The organism is Acinetobacter sp. YH12069 (assembly GCF_013419675.1).
Taxonomy (GTDB): domain Bacteria; phylum Pseudomonadota; class Gammaproteobacteria; order Pseudomonadales; family Moraxellaceae; genus Acinetobacter; species Acinetobacter amyesii.
This window is the reverse complement of record NZ_VOZS01000021.1, coordinates 21,541-43,876: the sequence shown is the minus strand read 5'-3', so window position 1 is coordinate 43,876 and position 22,336 is coordinate 21,541. Positions and strand designations below refer to the sequence as shown.

The following is a 22,336-nucleotide window of genomic DNA, read 5'->3' as shown; positions in this document are numbered from 1 at the left end:
AGCAAGTAACTTGGACCAGTGTTGATCATTTAGCATTGTTCGAGGCATAGCGAGTGTAAAATTGGGTTTGGCGATTTAATTTTACTATCTCGCTATTTTTTTAATCAACAAATGTCAACAGATCCTAGTACAAAATAGACTTAAAAACTATCTTAAAGAACCTCTATAAACGTGTATTTTTAATCATGGATATAGATGATAAAAGCCGTTATTTGAGCTATTTATTTATAAAAAACCCCGCACTTAGCGGGGTTTTTATTTAATCAAATGAATGATTAAGCATTTTCACGAGCAATTGCACGGTAACCAATATCTTTACGGTATTGAACGCCGTCAAAGGTTACTTTTTGGCAAAGTTCTAAGGCTTTCGCTTGAGCTTCACCAATGGTGTTTCCAAGCGCAGTCACGCACAGTACACGGCCGCCAGCAGTTACAATGTCACCATTCTCAAGTGCTTTAGTACCAGCATGGAATACTTTCGCATCAGCCATTTCAGTGTCTAAACCAGAAATCACATCACCATTGCTAGAAGTTTCAGGGTAGCCCTTAGATGCAAGTACGATACCTACAGTCTTACGCACATCCCATTCAGCTTCCGCAGGTAAGTTACCCGCAATACCTGCTTCAACTAAGTCAACTAAAGATGATTTTAAACGCATCATAATTGGCTGAGTTTCAGGGTCGCCAAAACGACAGTTGAACTCGATCACTTTAGGTTGACCTTGTTCATCAATCATCAAGCCTGCGTATAAGAAACCTGTATAAACGTGACCGTCTTTTTTCATACCTTCAACGGTAGGACGCATCACTTCATTCATGGTTTTTTCAAATACGTCAGCAGTCACAACAGGAGCAGGAGAGTATGCACCCATACCGCCCGTGTTCGGGCCTTGGTCGCCTTCAAAGATACGCTTGTGATCTTGAGACGTTGCCATTGGCAAAATGTTGTCGCCATCAATCATACAAATGAAAGAAGCTTCTTCACCTGCAAGAAATTCTTCGATTACTACGCGTGAGCCAGCATCGCCAAATTTGTTGCCGGCAAGCATGTCATCAATCGCATCAAATGCTTCTTGATTGGTCATGGCAACAATTACGCCTTTACCCGCAGCAAGACCATCTGCCTTGATTACGATTGGTGCACCATTTTTTTCAACAAATGCTTTTGCTGCATCTACTTCTGTAAATACATCATAGAAAGCAGTTGGGATGTTATGGCGTTTTAAGAAGTGCTTCGCAAATGCTTTAGAGCCTTCAAGCTGCGCTGCAAATTGAGTCGGACCCCAAATTTTAACACCAGCTTCGCGGCAAGCATCGACTACACCATTTACAAGTGGTGCTTCAGGGCCAACCACGATTAAATCAACGGCATTGTTTTTTGCAAAGTCGATAATTGCAGCATTGTCTAAAATGTTAAGTGCAACATTTTCGCATTTATTTTCAGTTGCAGAACCCGCATTACCCGGTGCTACAAATACTTTTGCGACTTTGTCATCTTGTGCGATTTTCCATGCTAATGCATGTTCACGACCGCCATTACCCAAAACTAAAATATTCATCGGTTCATACTCCATGAATCGAAAATGACATAAAGTCCTCAGCCTAAAAATAGGAGAGGACTTTATGCAAGATTAGAAATCTGTTTTAAACCACATGTATGACTTTGTCATTACACTCTAAGCACTGTGCTTAGTGGCGGAAGTGACGCATGCCAGTGAAGACCATTGCAATACCAGCTTCATCAGCTGCAGCAATTGTTTCGTCATCACGCATAGAACCACCCGGTTGGATAATGCATTTGATGCCCGCTTTTGCAGCGTTATCAATGCCATCACGGAATGGGAAGAATGCGTCAGATGCCATTACCGCACCTTCAACCACTAAACCAGCATGTTCAGCTTTAATTGCAGCAATACGAGCAGAGTTAACGCGGCTCATTTGACCTGCGCCAACACCAATGGTTTGACGACCTTTTGCATAAACAATAGCGTTAGACTTAACGTATTTCGCAACTTTCCAAGCAAAGATTAAGTCATCAATTTCTGCTTCAGTTGGCGCACGTTTAGTCACAACTTTAAGGTCATCTTTCGTGATCATGCCTAAGTCTTGATCTTGAACCAGTAAGCCACCGTTTACACGTTTGTAGTCAAGTTGCGCTTTACGTTCTGTAATTGCAGGAAGCTCACCGCATACGAGTACACGTACGTTTTTCTTCGCGCCAGTTACTTCAAGCACGCCTTCGGCAACGCTAGGAGCAATGATCACTTCAACGAACTGACGGTCTACAATGGCTTGCGCAGTAGCAACGTCTAATTCGCGGTTAAATGCAATGATGCCACCGAATGCAGATTCAGGATCTGTTGCGTATGCAAGGTCATAAGCAGCTTGGATGCCGTCTAAAGATACTGCTACGCCACATGGGTTTGCGTGTTTAACGATTACACAAGCAGGTTTAGCGAATGATTTAACACATTCAAGTGCTGCGTCAGTGTCTGCGATGTTGTTATAAGAGAGTTCTTTACCTTGAAGCTGTTTCGCAGTAGAAACAGAGGCCTCAGTTGCTGTGTCTTCTACATAGAATGCAGCAGATTGATGCGGGTTTTCACCATAACGAAGATCTTGGACTTTATTTAATTGCGTATTGAATGTACGTGAAAATTTGTCAGCTTGACCTTCTTCCTTACCTACGCGAGCGCCTAAGTAAGAAGCGATCATACCGTCGTATTGAGCAGTATGTTCAAATGCTTTAACCGCAAGGTCAAAACGAGTTGCATGTGAAAGTGAACCTTCAGCTTTAAGCTCAGCAACGACAGTTGCATAGTCAGCAGCATTTACCACGATACCAACAGAAGCATGGTTTTTCGCAGCAGCACGAACCATAGTCGGACCACCGATATCGATGTTTTCAATCGCATCAGCAAGTGAACAGTTTGGTTTTGCAACAGTTGCAGCAAACGGATAAAGGTTAACAACTACAAGATCGATTGCATCGATGTTGTGTTCAGCCATCACAGCTTCGTCTAGACCGCGACGAGCTAAGATACCACCATGAATTTTCGGATGTAGCGTTTTTACACGGCCGTCCATCATCTCTGGGAAACCTGTGTGCTCTGAAACTTCAACTACGGCAACATTATTGTCTTTCAACAATTTGTATGTTCCGCCAGTAGATAAAATTTCTACCCCTAGAGCAGCAAGTTCTTGTGCAAATTCAACAATTCCAGTCTTGTCAGACACAGAGATTAAAGCGCGTTTAATAGTCATGATCTTCGTCACAGTTTTCAAGGAACAGATTAAAACAAAATTAGCAAAATGCAGGTTAAAAAAAATGCCTGCGGAAGCCGCAAGCATTTTATCATTTATTCACTCATTAAACCGTGAGCTTTCAACTTTTTACGTAAAGTACCACGGTTTAAGCCGAGAATCTCAGCAGCACGGGTTTGATTACCACGTGTATATTCAAGAACTACAGATAGAAGAGGCTTCTCCATTTCCGCCAGCACCATATCGTATACCTGAGATGGTTGCTCGCCTTGCAATTGTGCAAAGTAATGGCGAACTGCGCGATCTACGTGAATACGAAGAGCGACATCAGATTGTGCAGTAAAAATAGGAGATTTGCTATTCATGCGAATTAATCCGAAAAATCAAATATCACTTGGGTAAAGTGATTTGTTAAAAGTGGTCTATAAACTTGAATGAACTCCGTTTTAGTTCCTAATGCGGAGTTCTAAAACTTGTACATTACTTGTAGCTTGACACAACTCGCAAAATTGTTCGAAAAATAAGCGTAACAATAGATTAATAATTGTTACAGCCTAAAAAACAAACAAAAAATCTACTCAATACGCAATAAATATTAAAGCGCACGGTTGGGATTGTATTTGTTGTGAAAAATTAGCGAGGAGTTTGCAGCACAAAGCTTTCGTGGCGCGTATCATACCATTGTCTAGGAAAAAGTGAGCAAGAAAACTGCATTTTTTTTATGTTTTTTTTACTTTTTTAATAGTTTTTTTCAATATTAGGGGCGAATCAACTCAATTGAATAATTATCGAAGCTTTTGCGTGCAATCGGTAAGCTAAATTGGAATTTAAAAGGACTACTTTTTGGGATCCGTTGGATACCATGCAGACTTTTATCCAAATACTCTTCAGGTAAAAGCGTATAGTTTGCTATTTCAGCACCATTTTCTTTTAGTGAAATTTTCATATTGGGTAAGGCAAGGCTACGGTCATGAAAATTGATCATTTCACCAGTAAAACGTGTTTCATTATTTCCAATGCTACGAATTTTGACTTTTTTGGTACTAATTAAGCTGTAGTGTTCCTCAAGACGTGAACAATTGAATACATCACAGACCGCAGTAAATGCTGCACCCATTACTGGGCTGTTTTTTAAATATTGTGGATTGAACCAGAAAAACTGGAATATAAGTGCACCAAATAAGAAGGCATTAATACAGAACCACATAAAATAGTTGAGTGGTGTACGTTTTTTATCCTTTTCAGCCTGTTCTGCCCAATTTACAGCAGGAAGGTTGCCGATCGGTTCGGTGCTGAAATAATTTAAGTTATTTAAATAGGTTTTTAGATCGATATTAGAGTTTTCGACTTTTTGATCAAATAGTTTTAATAAATGGTGGGTTGGTGTTTCTTCAACAGTCACTGGTGTAAGCGTATTATTAAATTCGCTGACATTAATAATAGTATTGGAGTTTTTTTGCGGCGCATTTTCTGGCTCAGGGGTAGAAAAAGACAACGCTTTATCTACCACCAAATGAGACAGTGCATTAAAAGATGTAGAGCACTTTGGGCAACAAACCATGCCCTGAGCGACAGTAAGCTGCGGAACAGTTACTTTATATGTTGTAAAACAAGTAGGGCAGTTAGTTAATTTGTCGCTCATAAGTACACATTTTAAATTTTAATACTGTTGGCGTTTACCCGAAATTCGGCACCATGTTTCGTCACGTTTTTCTACGTCTAATATATCAAAAAATTCTGAATAAACACTAGAAACATCAGAAACTTGCTCTTCAATTACACCTGCAAGTGCGAACTCTCCCTCAGATTTAATTAAAGTTGAGAATTCTGCAGCCAAGGCCATTAGAGGGCCTGCAAGAATATTGGCAACAAACACATCGGCTTTTTGTCCAGCAAGCTCTTGGTTGAACTCTTCAGGTAGGCCTACATACAAATTTTCGAGCACACCATTCAATTCGGCATTTTGTTGTGTTGCTAAAACGGCTTGTGGGTCAATATCAGTGGCATAAACTTTTTTTGCACCCAAAAGTAAAGCGGCAACACCTAAAATACCAGAACCACAACCGTAGTCGATTACGATTTTATCCTTAAGATCAACTTTACCTAACCATTGTAGGCATAAGAATGTTGATGCATGGTTGCCAGTACCAAATGCCAGACCTGGGTCTAGTTTGATGTTTACGGCGTCTGCTTCTGGCGCTTCCATCCATTCTGGGACAATCCAATATTTCTCACCAATTTGAATAGGCTCATAAGCATCCATCCATGTGCGTTCCCATTCTTGGTCTTCAATGAATTCGCTACGCATTGGTGCTTCAGGAAGTTGAGCTTTAATAAATGTTTCTAATGCAGCAACATCAATTTCTTCATCATCTTCTTGTGCATAGATACCAGTAACGATCACTTTATTCCAAAGTGGTGTTTCACCTGGAAGTGGTTCAAGTAAATCCTGATTCTCTGCATCATCTAGCGTGACACTGACTGCACCTAAAGAACTGAGCAGCGTTTCAGTGTAATCAACTTGTGCTTTTTCAACAGTAATATGAATTTGTAACCACTTCACGGACATAACCTAAATGAGTTTTATAAAAAGCTATTGTAACGGAACTCGGCAACTTGCAGCTAGCGATTATCAAAATTGACCAAAAATAAAAGGATGCACGTGGCATCCTTTTAAGTTTTCAGTGACTTAACTTTTAATTGTTTCAGTTGTAGTTGTCGAGATCGGTGCAAAACGTGTAATTACGAAACCAAATACAGCGGCAAAGATGTACATAAAGATTGAATATACTGCCGCAGGCATTGCAACTGCAGAGCTTGCCATCACTGTTAAGGCGATGGTCATGGCCAATGTGCTGTTATGAATCCCGATTTCAAATGCACATGCACGTGCCTGAGCACTATTGATGCCGAAAAGTCGCGGAACAAAATAACCGATACATAAGCTAAAGATGCAGAATAGAACCGTTGCTAAGCCAACTTGAGTTAGATAAGCCGCAATATTTTGTCGTTCAGAGTAAATAGCACCGATAATAATTAAGATGAGAAAGACCACAGCAAAGATACGGAGTGGTTTATGCAGTTTCTCAGTCAGTTTAGGTGCATAGTGACGAAGCAGCATGCCTATACCGACAGGGATGATAATGATGCCGAAAACTTGGAGGATTTTTCCAAACTGCAGACTGATTTGTTGACCTTCTTGCATGAAGTGCATGATCGAAAAATTAACGATCAATGGAAGGGTTAATGCTGCAATGACAGAGTTGATGGCGGTCAGGGTAATATTTAAAGCCAAGTCACCTTTAAATAGATAGCTAAATAAGTTAGCTGTGCTACCACCGGGTGAGGCTGCGAGTAGCATCAAGCCGACAGCAAGCAGTGGTGGTAATGCTAACAGTTTACATAGTAGAAAGGCGATACCGACAAGCAACACGAGCTGGCAAAATAATGCAATCAACACGGCTTTAGGGTGCTTGGTGACACGTGCGAAATCTTTGGGGGTAAGTTCTAGCCCAAGCCCGATCATAATAAAGGCCAGTGCTAATGGCAAAAGAACCGTAATAATTCCAGAATCCATCGTATTTATTCTCCTTGAGCATATTTAATGGTTTTTCACCAAATTCCTTATGGTGATTGCGTTAGAAAAAAATAGTTTAGGTTTTCACTTGTTGAATCAGGTGACTGCCACGGCGCGTCAAAATAAAACCAAATAAGGTCGCCAATAAATACATAAAAATAGAATAAACACCGGCAGGTATCGCCACTGTGGTGTTTTCAAGCACACTCAGTGCGATGGTTAGGGCGATACTAGTGTTATGAATGCCGATCTCAAAGGTACACGCACGTGCCTGCTTTTCCGGTACACCTGCGAGGAACGGAATTAGGTAACCCAAAAATAAGCCACTGAAACAGAGTAAACAGGTCGCAATGCCGACGCTGGCAAAATACGTCATTATGTTGGATTGTTCACGCAAAACTGCGAGTGTAAAGATAAGAATTAATAAGAAAATAGACAACATTCGCATCGGCTTGTTGATGTGATATGCAATGGTTGGAAAGGAGTTTCGAATAAACATACCGAAACATACCGGTATCAAAATAATCAGAAATACATGGGTGATCTTATCGATAGGCATACCAATACTGGTACTTTCACCAACAAAATGCAAAATGGATAGATTGACGATAAAAGGCAATGTAAAGCACGATACAACTGAGTTAATGGCCGTTAAGCTAATGTTTAATGCAACGTCACCTTTATATAGGTAGCTAAAAAGGTTAGCAGTGGGGCCGCCGGGTGAAGCCGCAAGCAACATGAGCCCGACCGCGAGTAAAGGGGGTAACTCAAGCAACTTACACAGGAAAAAAGCAATACTGGTCAGTAGAATAAGCTGAGTAAATAAAGCGATGAAAATAACTTTTGGATAGCGTCCAACGCGTAAAAAGTCTTTGACTGAAAGTTCAAGCCCCAAACCCATCATCATAATGGCTAAAGCGATGGGTAGAAAAAATGCAAATAATCCCGAATCCATGGAATTTCCTGATATTTTTATCCTTATAGTGTTTTTGAGTTTATCTCAGTTTAATAAATAAGCAATAAATAAAAGCGAGTAAAAACTGATGTTTTACCCGCTTTATTTTTGATCTGTTAATTGGTCGATATTTTTATCGACAACTGTTTATTTAGGACGAGGAGGAGTGAACCCTAAAGCACATTTTCCTTTAATTTCTTGTCCATTAATCGTTGCAGTAGTTGCTTTTGCATCTGCACTACATGTGCTTAATAATTCGGCTTCTTCGCCATGAAGATTTGCATTTTTGGAAGAGCTAAAAAATTGTGGTTCGCAGGTACCATTCCAGATAATACCGCGATAGGCAAATGATACTTGAGCGCCTTGGCTTTTACCTTTACAGACTTGTTGATATCGCTGTGCATCATACACTTTCTCAACTTTATCATTGGCTGAGGCAGCAAGTGGTGATAAACATAAACCGCATAAAACCGTGGATAGCAAAATATTCTTATTCATGCTTATAGTCCTTATGATTCTCATGGGATCTATAACAGAATAAAAAATCATCAGAATAAAACAACAATCTTCGAGTAACATTTGCTTGAGAAATGTATATTTTTATGTGGAATATGCAAAGTATGTATGTTCTTAAAGAAATATATAGGCATAAAACAGTAGCCAATAACAATAAAATCGAGTTAATCAGTCAACTTATCGGTGAATTTTTGCTATAATCTTCCGTCATCCTTTTTTAATCTCCTTTACCACTATGCATTATCCTAAAGTTTACGATGTCATTGTTATCGGCGGCGGTCACGCGGGTACTGAGGCAGCTCTTGCTGCGGCACGTATGGGTCGACAGACTTTACTCTTAACTCATAATATTGAGACTTTAGGGCAGATGAGCTGTAACCCAGCCATTGGTGGTATTGGTAAATCACATTTAGTACGCGAAATTGATGCGCTTGGCGGTGCAATGGCATTGGCTGCTGACAAAGGTGGTATTCAATTCCGTATTTTAAACTCACGTAAAGGTGCGGCTGTTCGTGCGACTCGCGCACAGGCTGACCGTATTCGTTATAAAGCTGCGATTCGTGAAACCTTAGAAAATCAAGCGAACTTGGATATTTTCCAACAAGCAGCTGACGACTTAATCGTTGAGGGCGATACTGTAAAAGGTGTGGTTACTCAGATGGGTATTCGCTTTGATGCGAAAACTGTTGTATTAACTACAGGTACATTCCTAGGTGGTGTGATCCACGTAGGTCTAAATAATGCTTCAGGCGGTCGTGCGGGCGATCCTCCTTCAATTTCATTGGCTGCGCGCCTTCGTGAATTGAACTTACCTGTAGGTCGTTTAAAAACTGGTACACCACCACGTATCGATGCACGATCAGTTGATTTCTCTGTGATGACGCCACAGCCAGGTGATTTCCCATCTCCAACTATGTCGTTCATGGGTGATGCGTCGATGCATCCTGAGCAAATCAATTGCTATATCACACATACCAATGAAAAAACTCACGATATCATTCGTGGCGGCTTAGACCGTTCACCAATGTATACCGGTGTGATTGAAGGTGTGGGTCCACGTTACTGCCCATCGATTGAAGATAAAATTCATAAATTTGCCGATAAAGATTCGCATCAAGTGTTCTTGGAACCTGAAGGTCTGGACACACATGAGCTTTATCCAAACGGTATTTCGACTTCTTTACCATTCGACGTTCAGTTTGAATTGGTTCGTTCGATTCGTGGTATGGAAAATGCGCACATATTGCGTCCGGGTTATGCAATTGAGTACGATTATTTCAACCCACAATCATTGAAATTCTCTTTAGAAACCAAATCGATTAATAACCTGTATTTTGCGGGTCAAATTAACGGTACAACAGGTTATGAAGAAGCAGGTGCGCAAGGTTTGCTTGCAGGCTTGAACGCAGCACGTCGTGCATGGGATCAAGAGCAATGGACACCAAAACGTGATGAAGCGTACATGGGTGTATTGGTTGATGACTTGATTACTTTGGGTACTAAAGAACCGTACCGTATGTTCACTTCGCGTGCGGAATACCGTTTGATGTTGCGTGAAGACAATGCGGATCAGCGTTTAACAGCAATTGGCCGTGAAATGGGTCTGGTCGATGATGCGCGTTGGGATTCGTTCTGCCAAAAAATGGAAGCTGTAGAAACGGAGAAAGGTCGTTTACAACACCTTTGGGCAGCGCCAAACAATCCACTAGGCAAAAAATTCGTTGAAATGACTGGCGATGACCTGTCAAAAGAAACCAATGCAATTGATTTGCTCAAACGTCCAAATATCAACTTTGCGCAAATTGCTGAATTGACGGGTTCTGAAGTTTCAGCATTTGTTGGAGAGCAAATTGAAATTGCAGTGAAATATGCGGGTTATATTAACCGTCAGCAAGAAGACGTTGCGCAAATGAAGCGTTTGGAAGATACACGTATTCCTGCTGATTTTGATTATGATGTCGTTTCTGGTCTTTCACGTGAAATCACCATGAAGCTGAAAAATGTATTGCCTGAAACATTGGCACAAGCAAGTCGTATTCCAGGTGTAACACCTGCGGCTGTTCAATTGGTGATGATTACGATTCGTAAGAATAACCAAGCGAAAAAATCTGCATAAGATTTTGAGTTAAATAAAAAACCCGCAACTGAGCGGGTTTTTTATTGCCAATAAATTATTGGCTGTTGGTATTTGATCGGATTAAATGAATATTTTGATCATCATTAGTTTTAGCTATGGTTTGATTATTAAAACCTTTCATAAACCTAAGTGATTGATAATGAATTATAAATACAAAAAATAAGATCTAAAAAATATTGATATACAAAGTTTTAGGTTTTAATGGTGGGCTTTTGGTCGTGTGAATTCCGACCTTTGTAGTGGTATTTATTCTACCCAATAAAGCCGAAACTTCAGGGCATGGCGTACAAGTGGGTTTACGCTACATGAATGGAGTTCGATTATGGCAAATCAACAATCGGGAAAAATGCAAAAATTTCTAACGGTATTTTTGTGTTTCTGGGTAGCATTTTTTGAAGGTTTTGACCTGCAAGCGCCCGGTATCGCAGCAAAAGGAATCGCAGCGACATTTTCCTTAGATCAAGTGCAAATGGGCTATGTGTTTAGCTTAGGTGTGTTTGGTATGTTATTTGGCGCGTTCTTTGGGGGGCGTGTCGCTGACTATTTGGGACAGAAGAAAGTCCTGATGTTATCGATTTTTATCTTCGGTGTATTTATGTCTATCACGGCAGTTGCACCAAGTATTGAAATTTTATATATCGCACGATTCTTTACAGGTTTAGGTTTGGGTGCTGCGATGCCAACGATGATCTCGGTGGTGGGTGATGAAGCGACGGATGCTAACCGTGGGCGCTTAAATAGTTTGATGTACTGTGGCTTACCCGTAGGTGCAATCTTTGTTGCTGGCTTGGGTATTGTCTTTAAAGATATCTCATGGCATACACTATTTTTAATTGGTGGTTTAACGCCTTTAATCTTGATTCCATTCATGGCGATTATCTTAAAAGATAAGCGTACAGAAAAAGTTGAGGCAGAAACCAAGGAAACGGTTCCACCGATGGGGCAAATCCTTTTTGCTGAACAGCGTTATAAGTATACATTGCCGCTTTGGCTGAGTTTCTTCTTTACCTTAATGGTGAACTATATTCTGATCAGTTGGTTGCCTAACTTGCTTATGGAACAAGGGTTGGAAAAGCAACAAGCTTTTATGATCATGTTGATGTTCCAAGTGGGCGCAGTGATTGGTACGCTGGGTTTAGGCTACTTGCTGGATCGCCTAAAATTATGGCAAATGGCAGTGATTATCTATTCAGGTTTGTTTGTAGCATTGTTTGTACTGTTCACAACAAATTCCATTCCTGTACTTATCGCAGCAGGCATCATGGGCGGGATTTTCTCTACAGGTGGTCAATCGATTTTGTATGGGATCTCTCCAATTTTCTATACACCAGCTGGGAAAGTGACAGGTGTGGGAAGTGCAATTTCATGGGGACGTTTGGGTGCAATGACAGGTCCATTACTTACAGGCAAGATTTTGGCGTTAGGTCTAGGAACGACAGGTATTTTAATTGCAAGTGCGCCGGGTATTGCTTTGTCGGCTATCGCGGTGGCTGCATTATCTGCCTATAAGTCATCCCTTAAGAAATAATCGAAATCAGTCAAATTTAAAGGAGCTACGGCTCCTTTTTTATTGAATAAATATCTTTAGCTGAAACTAAGTTTTGTTAGAATAAATCTAATATTTATGAATAAATTTACTTTTATGTCTTATCAATTGATCGAACTTGATATTTCTCCGTCAGATAACATTCAGTGTCCACATTGCCAGCAGCAAGTGATTGATTGGTCAGAAGAGCAGTATGTACAGCCATGTGAGCATGTGCTGTTTATTGCAATGGATATTGGTTTTGAGTTTATTACCGATGAATTTGAGCAAACTATGCAGCATACAGTCGATGACTTGCATGCTAATGATGATCAGTATCATATGTTTACTGAAATTACCGCCTCGAGCTTCCCTGAGTTTCTGATTTATAAGTCTGATTTAGGGGTGGAAGGTTATTCACGTTATGTCGGCTTTACGGCATAAAATATTGTTAAAAAATCTCAAAATAAAAAAGCCAGTCAAGTGACTGGCTTTTTTAATGTAAATCAGAAAATTAACTTTCTAATTCTTCTTCGACATCATCTTCGGCACTGTCCATACCGAGTTCTTTAAGTTTACGGGTTAAGGTATTACGACCCCAACCTAAAAGTTCTGCTGCATGGCGCTTACGCCCACGTGTTTGCTGTAGTGCTGCATTGATGAGGGTGCGTTCAAACATTGGTGTGGCAATGTCGAGAATTTTCATCTCACCATTTTTAAGTTTTTGTACGGCCCATTGACCAAGTAACTCATCCCAGTGATGCACACCAATACGATCAATCCCTTGAGTAGCAGGATTGCCATCTGTGCCTTGAATTGGAATCTGTTTTAATTCAGACGGTAAATCTTCTGGATAAACTTCACGGCCTGTGATCATGACTGTTAGCCAGCGACAGGTATTTTCGAGCTGACGCACATTACCTTGCCACGGCAGTTTTTGCATGTATTCTTGCGTTTCAGGACGCAGAATTTTCGGGCTTACCCCAAGTTCTTTGCCTGCACTTGCTAGGAAGTGCTGTGCAAGCATCGGAATATCTTCACTACGATGTGCAAGTTTTGGAATATGAATACGAATGACGTTTAGACGGTGGTACAAGTCTTCACGGAAGCGACCTTCATGTACTAACTTTTCTAAGTCTTGGTGTGTTGCCGCAACGATACGGACATCCACCTTGACTGGGATGTGACCACCAACGCGGTAGAATTCGCCATCCGCTAAAACACGCAGTAAACGTGTTTGAGTTTCAAATGGCATGTCGCCAATTTCATCAAGGAAAAGAGTCCCGCCATTGGCTTGTTCGAAACGCCCTTGACGCTGTGTGTTGGCACCGGTGAACGCGCCTTTTTCATGACCAAATAATTCAGTTTCGATCAAATCTTTTGGAATTGCCGCCATGTTGAGGGCAATAAAAGGCTTGTTGCCACGTGGTGAATGCTTATGCAATGCATGCGCAACTAATTCTTTACCCGTGCCTGATTCACCATTAATTAATACGGTAATGTGTGATTGAGAAAGACGACCAATGGCACGGAAGACTTCCTGCATAGCAGGTGATTCACCAATAATCTCAGTAGATTGAATCGGTTGAACAGTTTTAGCAGATTCTTGTTGTTGTAATTTGGCAATATGCAAAATTGCACGGTTTACAAGCGCTAAGGCTTCATCAATATCAAAAGGTTTTGGTAGATATTCAAATGCACCCGTTTGATAGCTCGACACAGCAGATTCTAAATCTGAATGAGCGGTCATGATGATCACAGGTAAGTCTGGGTAGTTGCCTTTGACTTTACCTAAAAAGGTCAGTCCATCAATACCTGGCATACGAATGTCCGTCAAAATAACATCTGGCGCATCGACACTTAACTGATCTAAAGCGGATTGTGCTTCTTCAAAACTGGTAACATCAAAACCTTCTTCTTTGAATGTTTTTTCCAGCACCCAACGCATGGCGCGATCATCATCGATGACCCAAATCTTATTACGCGACATGATCTGACTCCCAAGGTAAATATAGGCTAAATACTGTTTTTCCAGGAACTGATTGGCATTCAATCATTCCGTTATGTTGATGCATAATATTTTGTGCAATGCTAAGGCCGAGACCTGTGCCTTTCGCTCGTCCTGTCACTAAAGGGTAAAATACGGATTCTAATATTTCTTGTGGGACACCCGGTCCATTGTCCTCGATGTCAATGCGTACCGCAGAACGTTTTAATACACCGTTGATGGTGACTAAGCGTTGAATTCGTGTGCGCAAGGTCAGTTCTGGTTGATGCTCAACAAAGAACTCTTTATTTTCAGTCATCGCCTGAACAGCATTAACACTGATATTCAGCATGACCTGAATCAATTGATCACGATCTGCCAGAACATCCGGTAAAGAAAGGTCATAATCACGGGTGATTTTAATTTTCTTTTTAGTTTGGTTGACGATCAGTGAACGAACACGTTCAAGGGGTTCATGGACATTGACTGGTTCGTAACTTGGTAATTGTCTTGAACCAAGCATAGTGTCAGCAAGATTACGTAATCGGTCCACTTCACTAATAATAATGTCGGTGAATTCGCTGTACTTCGGATCATTTAAACTACGCGCTAAAAGTTGTGTCGCCCCACGGATACCACCAAGTGGATTTTTAATTTCATGAGCAACACCACGAATCAGTTGTCGTGCAACTTGATGTTGTTGAATCAGGTTTTCTTCTTTAGAGATTTTCAACATCCGGTCGATTTGATTGAGTTCAATCAATAGCAACGGGTGGTAGGGTTTGCCAGAGTTGAGCTGTGACACGGTGTAATCAACATGAATGTCTTTAAAGTTGACATTAATCGTTGCTTCTCGGCGCGTATAGTGCTGACCGGAAGTTAGTGTATTCATTAATGCATCATGCGTATTGAACTCATCATCGGGCATATGGAGTAAATTTAATACAGGCTGACCTGATGCACGAAGTAAGCTGATGTCAAAAAGCGCTTCACAAGATGAATTTAAATAAAAAATATTCAGGTTGCTATCGACCAATAAAATGGCAGTGGTTAAATTATCCACTAAAAGCCTGTAATCAATCGTCATAGTCTGATCCATTAGCGAGAGGTTCCTGTCTTAAAATGGCGCAATGGCATCTTCATAAAGCAAATCGTTCAATCTAATAAGGTTCGAATTGATGCAAGTTATGCAAGATATAAGCCAACTATTTGAGAAATACGCTAAGTTTTGATGCTTATTTGAATAAATGCGCTTATTTAAGACTTTAAATAAAGTGTATAGCCGATTAAAAACAGGCTGTAAATCAAAAATGCATTAAAATGGTGCAAATGAAATTATATGGATGAATTTATAGCATTATTTTGGTGCGTGATATAAAGAGTGGCCTTTTCACCTGTTTTTATGTTTTGAAAAGACATACAATACGCGGATTATAGTGGAGCGCAGATTCATGAAATCCCCCAAAGTCGGTTTTGTTTCTTTAGGTTGTCCTAAGGCATTGGTAGATTCCGAACGAATTTTAACTCAGTTAAAGACTGAAGGTTATGATGTAGCATCAGATTATGATGGTGCCGATTTAGTAGTTGTAAATACCTGTGGTTTTATTGAATCTGCAGTACAAGAGTCGCTAGATGCCATTGGCGAAGCGATGAGTTCAAACGGTCGCGTAATTGTGACTGGTTGTTTAGGTAAAGACGAAGACAAAATTCGCCAAATGCACCCAAATGTCTTAAAAGTGACAGGTGCTGCGGCATATCAAGAAGTGATGGAAGCTGTGCACGAATACGTGCCTGAGCCACCGAAACACAATCCGTTTATTGATCTAGTACCGGAACAAGGTATTCGATTAACACCAAAACATTATGCTTATTTGAAGATTTCAGAAGGTTGTAACCATCGTTGCACATTCTGTATCATCCCAAGCATGCGTGGTGATTTGGTTTCTCGTCCAGTAGGTTCAGTATTGACTGAAGCTCAAGCGCTGAAAAAAGCAGGCGTAAAAGAAGTCCTTGTGATTTCTCAAGATACATCGGCTTATGGCGTAGACACCAAATACAAATTGGACTTCTGGAACGGTCAGCCCGTTAAAACCAAATTCTATGACATGTGTGAAGCATTGGGTCAATTGGGTATCTGGGTGCGTCTGCACTATGTATATCCATATCCACATGTGGATGCTGTGATTGACTTAATGGCACAAGGCAAAATCCTGCCGTATTTGGATATTCCATTCCAGCATGCAAGTCCTAAGATTTTAAAACTCATGAAACGCCCTGCGCACAGTGAAAATACACTGGAGCGTTTAAAAGTTTGGCGTGAGAAATGTCCTGATCTTGTGATTCGTTCTACATTTGTTGTGGGCTTCCCGGGTGAAACTGAAGAAGACTTCCAAATGTTGCTTGATTGGTTAAAAGAAGCGCAGCTTGATCGTGTGGGTTGTTTTACTTACTCACCAGTTGAAGGCGCGACTGCAAATGATTTGCCAGATCATGTGCCTGAAGAAATCAAGCAAGAGCGTTATGAGCGTTTCATGCAAGTTCAGCAAGAAATCTCTGCTGCAAAATTGCAAAGCCGTATTGGTCAGAAAATGACAGTACTTGTGGATGATCTTGAAGAAGAGTTCCCAGTTGCTGTTGCGCGTTCTTATGCAGATGCACCTGAAATTGATGGTAATGTTTTTGTTGAGGATATCGATAAGTCAGTGATTAAAGCAGGTGATTTACTTGAAGTAGAAATTACAGATGCAGATGAATATGACTTATTTGCAAAACTGATCTCGGTTAAGTCTGCTTAAACGATTCATTAAAAATAATTGAAATTAAATAATTCGGAGTTGATGATGCTTGATTCTAAAAAACCACGTTTTGGTCGCATCCTGCTTAAGCTTTCAGGTGAAGCTTTAGCGGGCAATAAAGAGATGGGTATCGATGCACAAGTGCTCGATCAAATGTCACTCGCAATTGCGCACCTTGTTGGTTTAGGTGTTCAAGTGGGTATCGTTGTCGGCGGTGGTAACCTTTACCGTGGGAGCCAATTACAAAAAGATGGTTTGGTTGGCCGTGTAACAGGTGACCAAATGGGTATGTTGGCCACTGTGATGAACGGTTTGGCACTTCGTGATGCTTTGGTACGACGTAATATCAAAACTCGTCTAATGTCAGCTTTACCCATTGGTGCAGTAGTTGAATCATACTCTAGCCGTGATGCTATTCGTCATTTAACTCGTGGCGAAGTGTGTGTATTTGTCGCAGGTACGGGTAACCCATTCTTTACGACAGATACAGCGGCATGCTTACGCGGTATCGAGATTGAAGCCAATCTTATCCTTAAAGCGACGAAGGTTGATGGCGTATACAACAAAGATCCAAGTAAATATGAAGATGCAGTGAAATACGATGCATTAACATTTGACCAAGTTTTAGATGAAAAACTGGGTGTGATGGATTTAACTGCGATCTGCTTATGCCGTGACCACAACGTTCCACTTCAAGTATTTGATATGAACAAATCAGGTTCATTACTTTCAGTGGTAATGGGTGAAAAAGAGGGTACTCACGTTACTAACTAATGTACGTGGGCCTTAAAGCTCTTTATACTACAAGCTATTTTAGAATTTACATCTTTTCGAATTAAGTAAGGAAGATCACATGATTAACGATCTTAAAAAAGACGCAGAAGACCGTATGAACAAATCTCTAGATTCTCTAGAGCATGGTTTTGCTAAAGTTCGTACAGGGCGCGCGCACCCATCAATTTTAAATGGTGTTATGGTTCCTTACTATGGCTCTGATGTGCCATTAAACCAAGTAGCGAACGTGGGTGTAGAAGACTCTCGTACTTTACTTGTTCAGCCTTTTGAACGTTCAATGGTTGCTGCAATTGATAAAGCAATCCGTGAATCTGACTTAGGCTTAAACCCGATTACTGCTGATGCCATCCGTGTTCCTATGGCTGCATTAACAGAAGAAACACGTAAAGACATGCAGAAAGTTGCACGTAACGAAGCTGAAAATGCAAAAGTTGCGATCCGTAACATCCGCCGTGATGTTTTGGGTGATATCAAAGCATTGTTGAAAGAAAAAGAAATTTCTGAAGATGATGAGCGTCGTGCGGGTGATGACATTCAAAAAATCACAGACAAATTCGTTGCTGAAGTTGAAAAACGTCTGGCTGCAAAAGAAGCTGAATTGATGAAGGTCTAAGTTTTAATGACCTCATCTGAAGAAACTTCCCGTCTTCCAAAACATGTTGCCATCATTATGGATGGCAACAATCGTTTTGCCAAAAAGAATCAAATGCAAAAAGGTGAAGGGCATCGTTCTGGAAAGGACATCCTAGATCCCATCGTTGAACATTGTCGTAAAAGAAATATCCAAGCACTGACGGTTTTTGCTTTTTCGAGTGAAAATTGGAATCGTCCTCAGTTTGAGGTTGATTTGTTAATGGCTCTTCTCGAAGAAACCATTCATGAGCAGTTGCCACGCATGGAAAAATTTAACATTTCCCTACGTTTTATTGGTGATCGTTCTCGTTTATCTCCTAACTTACGTGACTTAATGTTGCAAGCCGAACAAAGGACTGCTAATTTCGACAGCATGACTTTAACTATTGCAATTAGTTACGGTGGTATGTGGGATATGGCACAGGCTGCAAAACAAATCGCAGCAGATGTTTTAACTAACAAAATAGATCTTGAAGCAGTGGATGCTGAAGTCTTTGGTCAATATGTCAGTTTAAGTGATCTACCTCCGGTAGATTTGTTAATTCGTACAGGTGGTGATTTCCGTCTTTCGAACTTCTTGCTTTGGCAAGCTGCTTATGCAGAACTTTATTTTACCCAGACATTATGGCCTGAATTTACCATTGAAGAATTTGATGACGCACTAGCAGTATTTGGTGGTCGTGAACGTCGTTTTGGTAAGACCTCAGAGCAGATTCAACAAGAGCAGTTTGAGAATAAATAAATGTTAGAGCGGATAATAACCGCATTGGTACTGGTTTCAGTTGTATTGAGTTGCATGTTTGCAACCGAGTCTAAATACCCAATGCTTGTGCTGATGATTATTGCATCAGCTGTCGCGGGTTATGAGTGGTTTAAACTCATGCCGCGTAATACACAAAATGTGATTAAACCTTTCGCTTGGGGCTATGGTCTAGTCACTGCTATTCTTTCAGCACTAGCATTGCATTTTACTGATGTTGCATTGCTGCTTTGGGCGGCTTCAATCTTTACTTGGATCTTAAGTGTCTATTGGGTGAAGTCTTATCCTGATTACGACAACTGGTATAACCCAAGTTTGAGTGGTATTGGTTTAGTCTTAGTTCCTGCTGCGGTAACTGCTATTTTTTCTGTGTGGATGAACTCACCGTGGTGGCTCATGTATCTGTTCCTATTGGTATGGGGTGCAGACAGTGGTGCATACTTCGTGGGACGTAAATTTGGTAAGAAAAAACTTGCACCAGATGTGAGCCCGAATAAATCGATCGAAGGTTTATACGGCGGTCTATTCACTGCAATGCTAATTGTTATTGTTGTTGAAATTATTTATCTAGATTTAAGCATCGCTGAACATATCTTATTTTTAATACTTTCAGTAATAACGGTATTTAGTTCAGTACTTGGTGATTTATTTGAATCGATGATCAAGCGTCGTGCAGGGATCAAAGATTCTGGTCGTATTCTTCCGGGACATGGCGGTGTGCTGGACCGTATCGACTCGTTGCTTGCCGCAGCACCTATCTTTGCAGCAGGTATGTATGTTTTAAAATTAATTGGCGTAGATTTATAGATGTCACAATCTGTTTGTATATTGGGTGTAACAGGATCCATTGGTCAAAGTACTTTAAAGATTCTGCAACAGCACCCCGAAGAGTATTCAGTTTTTGCAGTCACTGCACATAGCCGAATTGTAGAACTTGTCGAAATATGCAAACAATATCGACCGAAAATCGCAGTTGTTCCATTCAATAAAGTGGATGAACTGCGCCAATTACTCGTAGCTGAAAAATTAACTGATATTGAAATCTTGCATGATGAAGCAGGATTGATTGCAGTAGCAGAACATCCACAGGTTGATGTGGTCATGGCAGCTATTGTGGGGGCAGCAGGATTGCTACCTACATTGGCTGCTGCGAAAGCAGGTAAACGCGTGTTGCTTGCAAATAAAGAAGCGCTGGTGATGTCGGGTGACATCATGATTCAGACCGCACGTGAAAATAATGCTTTGTTGCTGCCGGTCGATTCTGAACACAATGCAATTTTCCAATGCTTGCCTGAAACTTATCTACAAGGTGAGCGTAATGGTCAGCCAAAGCTAGGTGTCAAACAAATCTTACTCACCGCGTCTGGTGGTCCATTTTTGCATCATAGTTTAGAACAATTGCAAAGTGTGACGCCTGCACAAGCCTGTAAGCATCCAAATTGGTCGATGGGGCAAAAAATTTCTGTTGATTCTGCAACGCTGATGAATAAAGGCTTGGAATTGATCGAAGCCTGTCATCTTTTTGCAGTTGAAGAACAATTTGTAACAGTTGTTGTCCATCCACAGAGTATCATTCATTCAATGGTTCAATATGTAGATGGTTCGACTTTGGCACAAATGGGAAATCCTGATATGTGTACGCCTATCGCTCATGCATTAGCGTGGCCAAAGCGTATTCAAACACATGTGCCTCCATTAGATTTATTTGTTCATTCACAGTTAAACTTTGAACAGCCTGATATACAGCGATTCCCAGCACTAAAATTAGCACGTCAAGCCATGAAGGCTGGAGGCTTAGCTCCTACGATTTTAAATGCAGCCAATGAAATCGCCGTGGCAGCATTTTTGCATGAGAAAATTGGCTTTACTCAAATCCCTCAAATTGTTGAACATGTGTTGGGGCAAGTTGAAAACTCAGCTGCAAATAATATTGATGTTATTTTGCATGCAGATAAATCGGCACGTATGGTTGCTGAAAAAGCAGTATTGAATTCAGGAAGTTAAGACATGAATGCCTTGTTTATGATTATTGCAGCAATATTGCTACTTGGACCGCTGATAGCGATTCATGAATTTGGGCATTATTTCGTTGCACGTAAACTGGGCGTAAAGGTTTTGGTGTATTCGATTGGTTTTGGCCCAACACTACTTAAGTGGACGTCAAAGAAGTCGGGTATTCAATATCAACTGTCTGCATTACCACTGGGTGGTTATGTCAAAATGTTGGATGAACGAGAAGGTGATGTCGCAGCAGAAGACTTACCAAAAGCATTTAACCGACAACACCCTTGGAAGCGTATTGCAATTGTTGCGGCAGGGCCACTCATTAACTTGGCTTTTGCAGTAGTGTTGTTTTGGATTTTATTTTTACCAGCTCAGGAACAGCTGAATACGCGCGTAGGTAAAATTTTACCGAATACGCCTGCAGCAGCTGCGCAAATGCAGTCTGGTGATAAAATTACTGCCGTAGATGGCACTCAAGTATCCACTTGGGAGCGCTTGAATTATGCCTTGGTTGATCGTGTAGGTGAAACTGGCAATATTCAAATTCAAGCTGAACGAGCAGGGCAAATTCAAAACTTCAGTTTACCTATTCAAAGTTTCTTACGTGATCAAACTCAGTCACCACTCGATGTTCTAGGTTTTACACCGTATCGTCCTGAAATTCCTGCAGTGGTTTCAAAACTCAGTGAAGATGGCGCAGCAATTCGCCAAGGGATGCAAGTGGGTGATCGAATTGTTTCGATCGATGGCGTAAAAATGAAAGACTGGTTTGATGTTGTACAAGTTGTACAAGCTTCTCCAGAAAAGTTACTTAAAATTGATGTTTTACGACAAAATAAAATTGTGCATTTAAGCGTGATGCCGCAAGGTAAGCGTGACCAAATGGGTAAAGTCACAGGGCTTTTAGGTGTACAAAGCGAGCCGGGTAAAGTCAATATTCCAGCCGAATACAAACAAACCATTCAATACACGCCTGTAGAAGCGCTGGGCAAAGCAGTAGAAAAAACAGGTCAGATCTCTAGTATGATCTTGAATTCTATTGTAAAAATGGTGCGTGGTTTGGTGGGTTTAGATAATTTATCTGGTCCGATTACCATTGCGAAAGTGGCTGGACAAAGTGCTGAAATGGGGTGGCAAACCTTCATTTCATTTATGGCACTGATGAGTGTAAGTTTGGGTATTTTAAATTTACTACCAATTCCTATGCTCGATGGCGGTCATTTAATTTACTATTTTATTGAATTAATTCGTGGTAAACCTGTTTCTGAACAAATACAATTGGTTGGATTAAAAATTGGTATGGTATTGCTGGGTAGCATGATGCTACTGGCTCTATTCAATGACATTATGCGTTTATAATAACGTTATACGAAATAAATTAACAGCGG

20 protein-coding genes are annotated in these 22,336 nt (G+C 40.7%); 10 read left to right on the top strand and 10 right to left on the bottom strand.

Annotation, left to right across the window (positions count from 1 at the left end; all coding sequences use genetic code 11):
• Nucleotides 1-275 precede the first annotated feature (275 nt).
• From purD to FTU16_RS13705, 8 genes are all read right to left on the bottom strand, one after another.
• Nucleotides 276-1,559: a phosphoribosylamine--glycine ligase gene (purD, locus tag FTU16_RS13740; RefSeq protein WP_180163484.1), complete on the bottom strand. Its 1,284-nt coding sequence runs from the start codon at nt 1,557-1,559 to the stop codon at nt 276-278.
• Between the two features lie 130 nt (nt 1,560-1,689).
• Nucleotides 1,690-3,264 carry a bifunctional phosphoribosylaminoimidazolecarboxamide formyltransferase/IMP cyclohydrolase gene (purH, locus tag FTU16_RS13735; RefSeq protein ID WP_180134948.1) on the bottom strand — a complete coding sequence of 525 codons (1,575 nt, stop codon included), beginning with the start codon at nt 3,262-3,264 and terminating at the stop codon, nt 1,690-1,692.
• A gap of 95 nt (nt 3,265-3,359) precedes the next feature.
• On the bottom strand, nt 3,360-3,629 hold the full coding sequence (gene fis, locus FTU16_RS13730) for a DNA-binding transcriptional regulator Fis (protein WP_001086304.1): 270 nt from the start codon (nt 3,627-3,629) through the stop codon (nt 3,360-3,362).
• A 392-nt stretch (nt 3,630-4,021) separates the two neighbouring features.
• A complete protein-coding gene (locus tag FTU16_RS13725) occupies nt 4,022-4,906 on the bottom strand; it encodes a DUF3426 domain-containing protein (protein ID WP_180163483.1) in 885 nt (294 codons plus the stop codon).
• 18 nt (nt 4,907-4,924) lie between these two features.
• The gene (gene prmA / locus FTU16_RS13720) at nt 4,925-5,827 is read right to left on the bottom strand and encodes a 50S ribosomal protein L11 methyltransferase (RefSeq protein WP_078188734.1); all 903 of its coding nucleotides are present in this window, start codon (nt 5,825-5,827) and stop codon (nt 4,925-4,927) included.
• Between the two features lie 126 nt (nt 5,828-5,953).
• Nucleotides 5,954-6,841, bottom strand: coding sequence for a bile acid:sodium symporter family protein (locus tag FTU16_RS13715; protein ID WP_180163482.1), 888 nt, complete (start codon nt 6,839-6,841; stop codon nt 5,954-5,956).
• Nucleotides 6,842-6,917: 76 nt separating this feature from the next.
• On the bottom strand, nt 6,918-7,796 hold the full coding sequence (locus FTU16_RS13710) for a bile acid:sodium symporter family protein (RefSeq protein WP_180054440.1): 879 nt from the start codon (nt 7,794-7,796) through the stop codon (nt 6,918-6,920).
• Nucleotides 7,797-7,943: 147 nt separating this feature from the next.
• Entirely contained in the window at nt 7,944-8,294 is a 351-nt protein-coding gene (locus FTU16_RS13705) for a hypothetical protein (RefSeq protein ID WP_078188731.1), read from the bottom strand.
• A gap of 253 nt (nt 8,295-8,547) precedes the next feature.
• Between FTU16_RS13705 and mnmG the strand changes: the two genes are divergently transcribed.
• The 3 genes from mnmG to FTU16_RS13690 all read left to right on the top strand — a co-directional run bounded on the left by mnmG (nt 8,548) and on the right by FTU16_RS13690 (nt 12,418).
• Nucleotides 8,548-10,428 carry a tRNA uridine-5-carboxymethylaminomethyl(34) synthesis enzyme MnmG gene (gene mnmG / locus FTU16_RS13700; RefSeq protein ID WP_180003879.1) on the top strand — a complete coding sequence of 627 codons (1,881 nt, stop codon included), beginning with the start codon at nt 8,548-8,550 and terminating at the stop codon, nt 10,426-10,428.
• Between the two features lie 343 nt (nt 10,429-10,771).
• Nucleotides 10,772-11,977 (top strand): 3-(3-hydroxy-phenyl)propionate transporter MhpT, encoded by a 1,206-nt coding sequence (gene mhpT / locus FTU16_RS13695; protein WP_180034781.1) that lies wholly within the window; start codon nt 10,772-10,774, stop codon nt 11,975-11,977.
• Nucleotides 11,978-12,091: 114 nt separating this feature from the next.
• Entirely contained in the window at nt 12,092-12,418 is a 327-nt protein-coding gene (locus FTU16_RS13690) for a hypothetical protein (protein ID WP_078193710.1), read from the top strand.
• 70 nt (nt 12,419-12,488) lie between these two features.
• On the opposite strand, the gene glnG is transcribed toward FTU16_RS13690, so the two are convergent.
• Both glnG and glnL read right to left on the bottom strand, forming a co-directional pair.
• On the bottom strand, nt 12,489-13,964 hold the full coding sequence (gene glnG, locus FTU16_RS13685) for a nitrogen regulation protein NR(I) (RefSeq protein WP_078188728.1): 1,476 nt from the start codon (nt 13,962-13,964) through the stop codon (nt 12,489-12,491).
• Nucleotides 13,954-15,060: a nitrogen regulation protein NR(II) gene (gene glnL / locus FTU16_RS13680; protein ID WP_078188727.1), complete on the bottom strand. Its 1,107-nt coding sequence runs from the start codon at nt 15,058-15,060 to the stop codon at nt 13,954-13,956. The genes glnG and glnL overlap by 11 nt, the downstream gene beginning before the upstream one ends.
• A gap of 352 nt (nt 15,061-15,412) precedes the next feature.
• Between glnL and rimO the strand changes: the two genes are divergently transcribed.
• The 7 genes from rimO to rseP all read left to right on the top strand — a co-directional run bounded on the left by rimO (nt 15,413) and on the right by rseP (nt 22,307).
• On the top strand, nt 15,413-16,756 hold the full coding sequence (gene rimO, locus FTU16_RS13675) for a 30S ribosomal protein S12 methylthiotransferase RimO (RefSeq protein WP_111883759.1): 1,344 nt from the start codon (nt 15,413-15,415) through the stop codon (nt 16,754-16,756).
• Between the two features lie 45 nt (nt 16,757-16,801).
• Nucleotides 16,802-17,530, top strand: coding sequence for a UMP kinase (gene pyrH, locus FTU16_RS13670; RefSeq protein WP_078193535.1), 729 nt, complete (start codon nt 16,802-16,804; stop codon nt 17,528-17,530).
• 79 nt (nt 17,531-17,609) lie between these two features.
• Nucleotides 17,610-18,164 (top strand): ribosome recycling factor, encoded by a 555-nt coding sequence (frr, locus tag FTU16_RS13665; protein WP_078188724.1) that lies wholly within the window; start codon nt 17,610-17,612, stop codon nt 18,162-18,164.
• A 6-nt stretch (nt 18,165-18,170) separates the two neighbouring features.
• Entirely contained in the window at nt 18,171-18,926 is a 756-nt protein-coding gene (gene uppS / locus FTU16_RS13660; RefSeq protein ID WP_078188723.1) for a polyprenyl diphosphate synthase, read from the top strand.
• The gene (locus tag FTU16_RS13655; protein WP_078193533.1) at nt 18,927-19,751 is read left to right on the top strand and encodes a CDP-archaeol synthase; all 825 of its coding nucleotides are present in this window, start codon (nt 18,927-18,929) and stop codon (nt 19,749-19,751) included. It begins immediately after the preceding gene.
• The gene (ispC, locus tag FTU16_RS13650; RefSeq protein ID WP_180163481.1) at nt 19,752-20,948 is read left to right on the top strand and encodes a 1-deoxy-D-xylulose-5-phosphate reductoisomerase; all 1,197 of its coding nucleotides are present in this window, start codon (nt 19,752-19,754) and stop codon (nt 20,946-20,948) included. It abuts the gene before it with no gap.
• 3 nt (nt 20,949-20,951) lie between these two features.
• The gene (gene rseP, locus FTU16_RS13645) at nt 20,952-22,307 is read left to right on the top strand and encodes an RIP metalloprotease RseP (RefSeq protein WP_180163480.1); all 1,356 of its coding nucleotides are present in this window, start codon (nt 20,952-20,954) and stop codon (nt 22,305-22,307) included.
• The last annotated feature ends 29 nt before the right edge of the window (nt 22,308-22,336 follow it).

Coding starts and splice junctions, on each gene's coding strand:
- purD (WP_180163484.1), bottom strand. CDS start 1,559: ATGAATATTTTAGTTTTGGGTAATGGCGGTCGTGAACATGCATTAGCA.
- purH (WP_180134948.1), bottom strand. CDS start 3,264: ATGACTATTAAACGCGCTTTAATCTCTGTGTCTGACAAGACTGGAATT.
- fis (WP_001086304.1), bottom strand. CDS start 3,629: ATGAATAGCAAATCTCCTATTTTTACTGCACAATCTGATGTCGCTCTT.
- FTU16_RS13725 (WP_180163483.1), bottom strand. CDS start 4,906: ATGAGCGACAAATTAACTAACTGCCCTACTTGTTTTACAACATATAAA.
- FTU16_RS13715 (WP_180163482.1), bottom strand. CDS start 6,841: ATGGATTCTGGAATTATTACGGTTCTTTTGCCATTAGCACTGGCCTTT.
- FTU16_RS13710 (WP_180054440.1), bottom strand. CDS start 7,796: ATGGATTCGGGATTATTTGCATTTTTTCTACCCATCGCTTTAGCCATT.
- FTU16_RS13705 (WP_078188731.1), bottom strand. CDS start 8,294: ATGAATAAGAATATTTTGCTATCCACGGTTTTATGCGGTTTATGTTTA.
- mnmG (WP_180003879.1), top strand. CDS start 8,548: ATGCATTATCCTAAAGTTTACGATGTCATTGTTATCGGCGGCGGTCAC.
- mhpT (WP_180034781.1), top strand. CDS start 10,772: ATGGCAAATCAACAATCGGGAAAAATGCAAAAATTTCTAACGGTATTT.
- FTU16_RS13690 (WP_078193710.1), top strand. CDS start 12,092: ATGTCTTATCAATTGATCGAACTTGATATTTCTCCGTCAGATAACATT.
- glnG (WP_078188728.1), bottom strand. CDS start 13,964: ATGTCGCGTAATAAGATTTGGGTCATCGATGATGATCGCGCCATGCGT.
- glnL (WP_078188727.1), bottom strand. CDS start 15,060: ATGGATCAGACTATGACGATTGATTACAGGCTTTTAGTGGATAATTTA.
- rimO (WP_111883759.1), top strand. CDS start 15,413: ATGAAATCCCCCAAAGTCGGTTTTGTTTCTTTAGGTTGTCCTAAGGCA.
- pyrH (WP_078193535.1), top strand. CDS start 16,802: ATGCTTGATTCTAAAAAACCACGTTTTGGTCGCATCCTGCTTAAGCTT.
- frr (WP_078188724.1), top strand. CDS start 17,610: ATGATTAACGATCTTAAAAAAGACGCAGAAGACCGTATGAACAAATCT.
- uppS (WP_078188723.1), top strand. CDS start 18,171: ATGACCTCATCTGAAGAAACTTCCCGTCTTCCAAAACATGTTGCCATC.
- FTU16_RS13655 (WP_078193533.1), top strand. CDS start 18,927: ATGTTAGAGCGGATAATAACCGCATTGGTACTGGTTTCAGTTGTATTG.
- ispC (WP_180163481.1), top strand. CDS start 19,752: ATGTCACAATCTGTTTGTATATTGGGTGTAACAGGATCCATTGGTCAA.
- rseP (WP_180163480.1), top strand. CDS start 20,952: ATGAATGCCTTGTTTATGATTATTGCAGCAATATTGCTACTTGGACCG.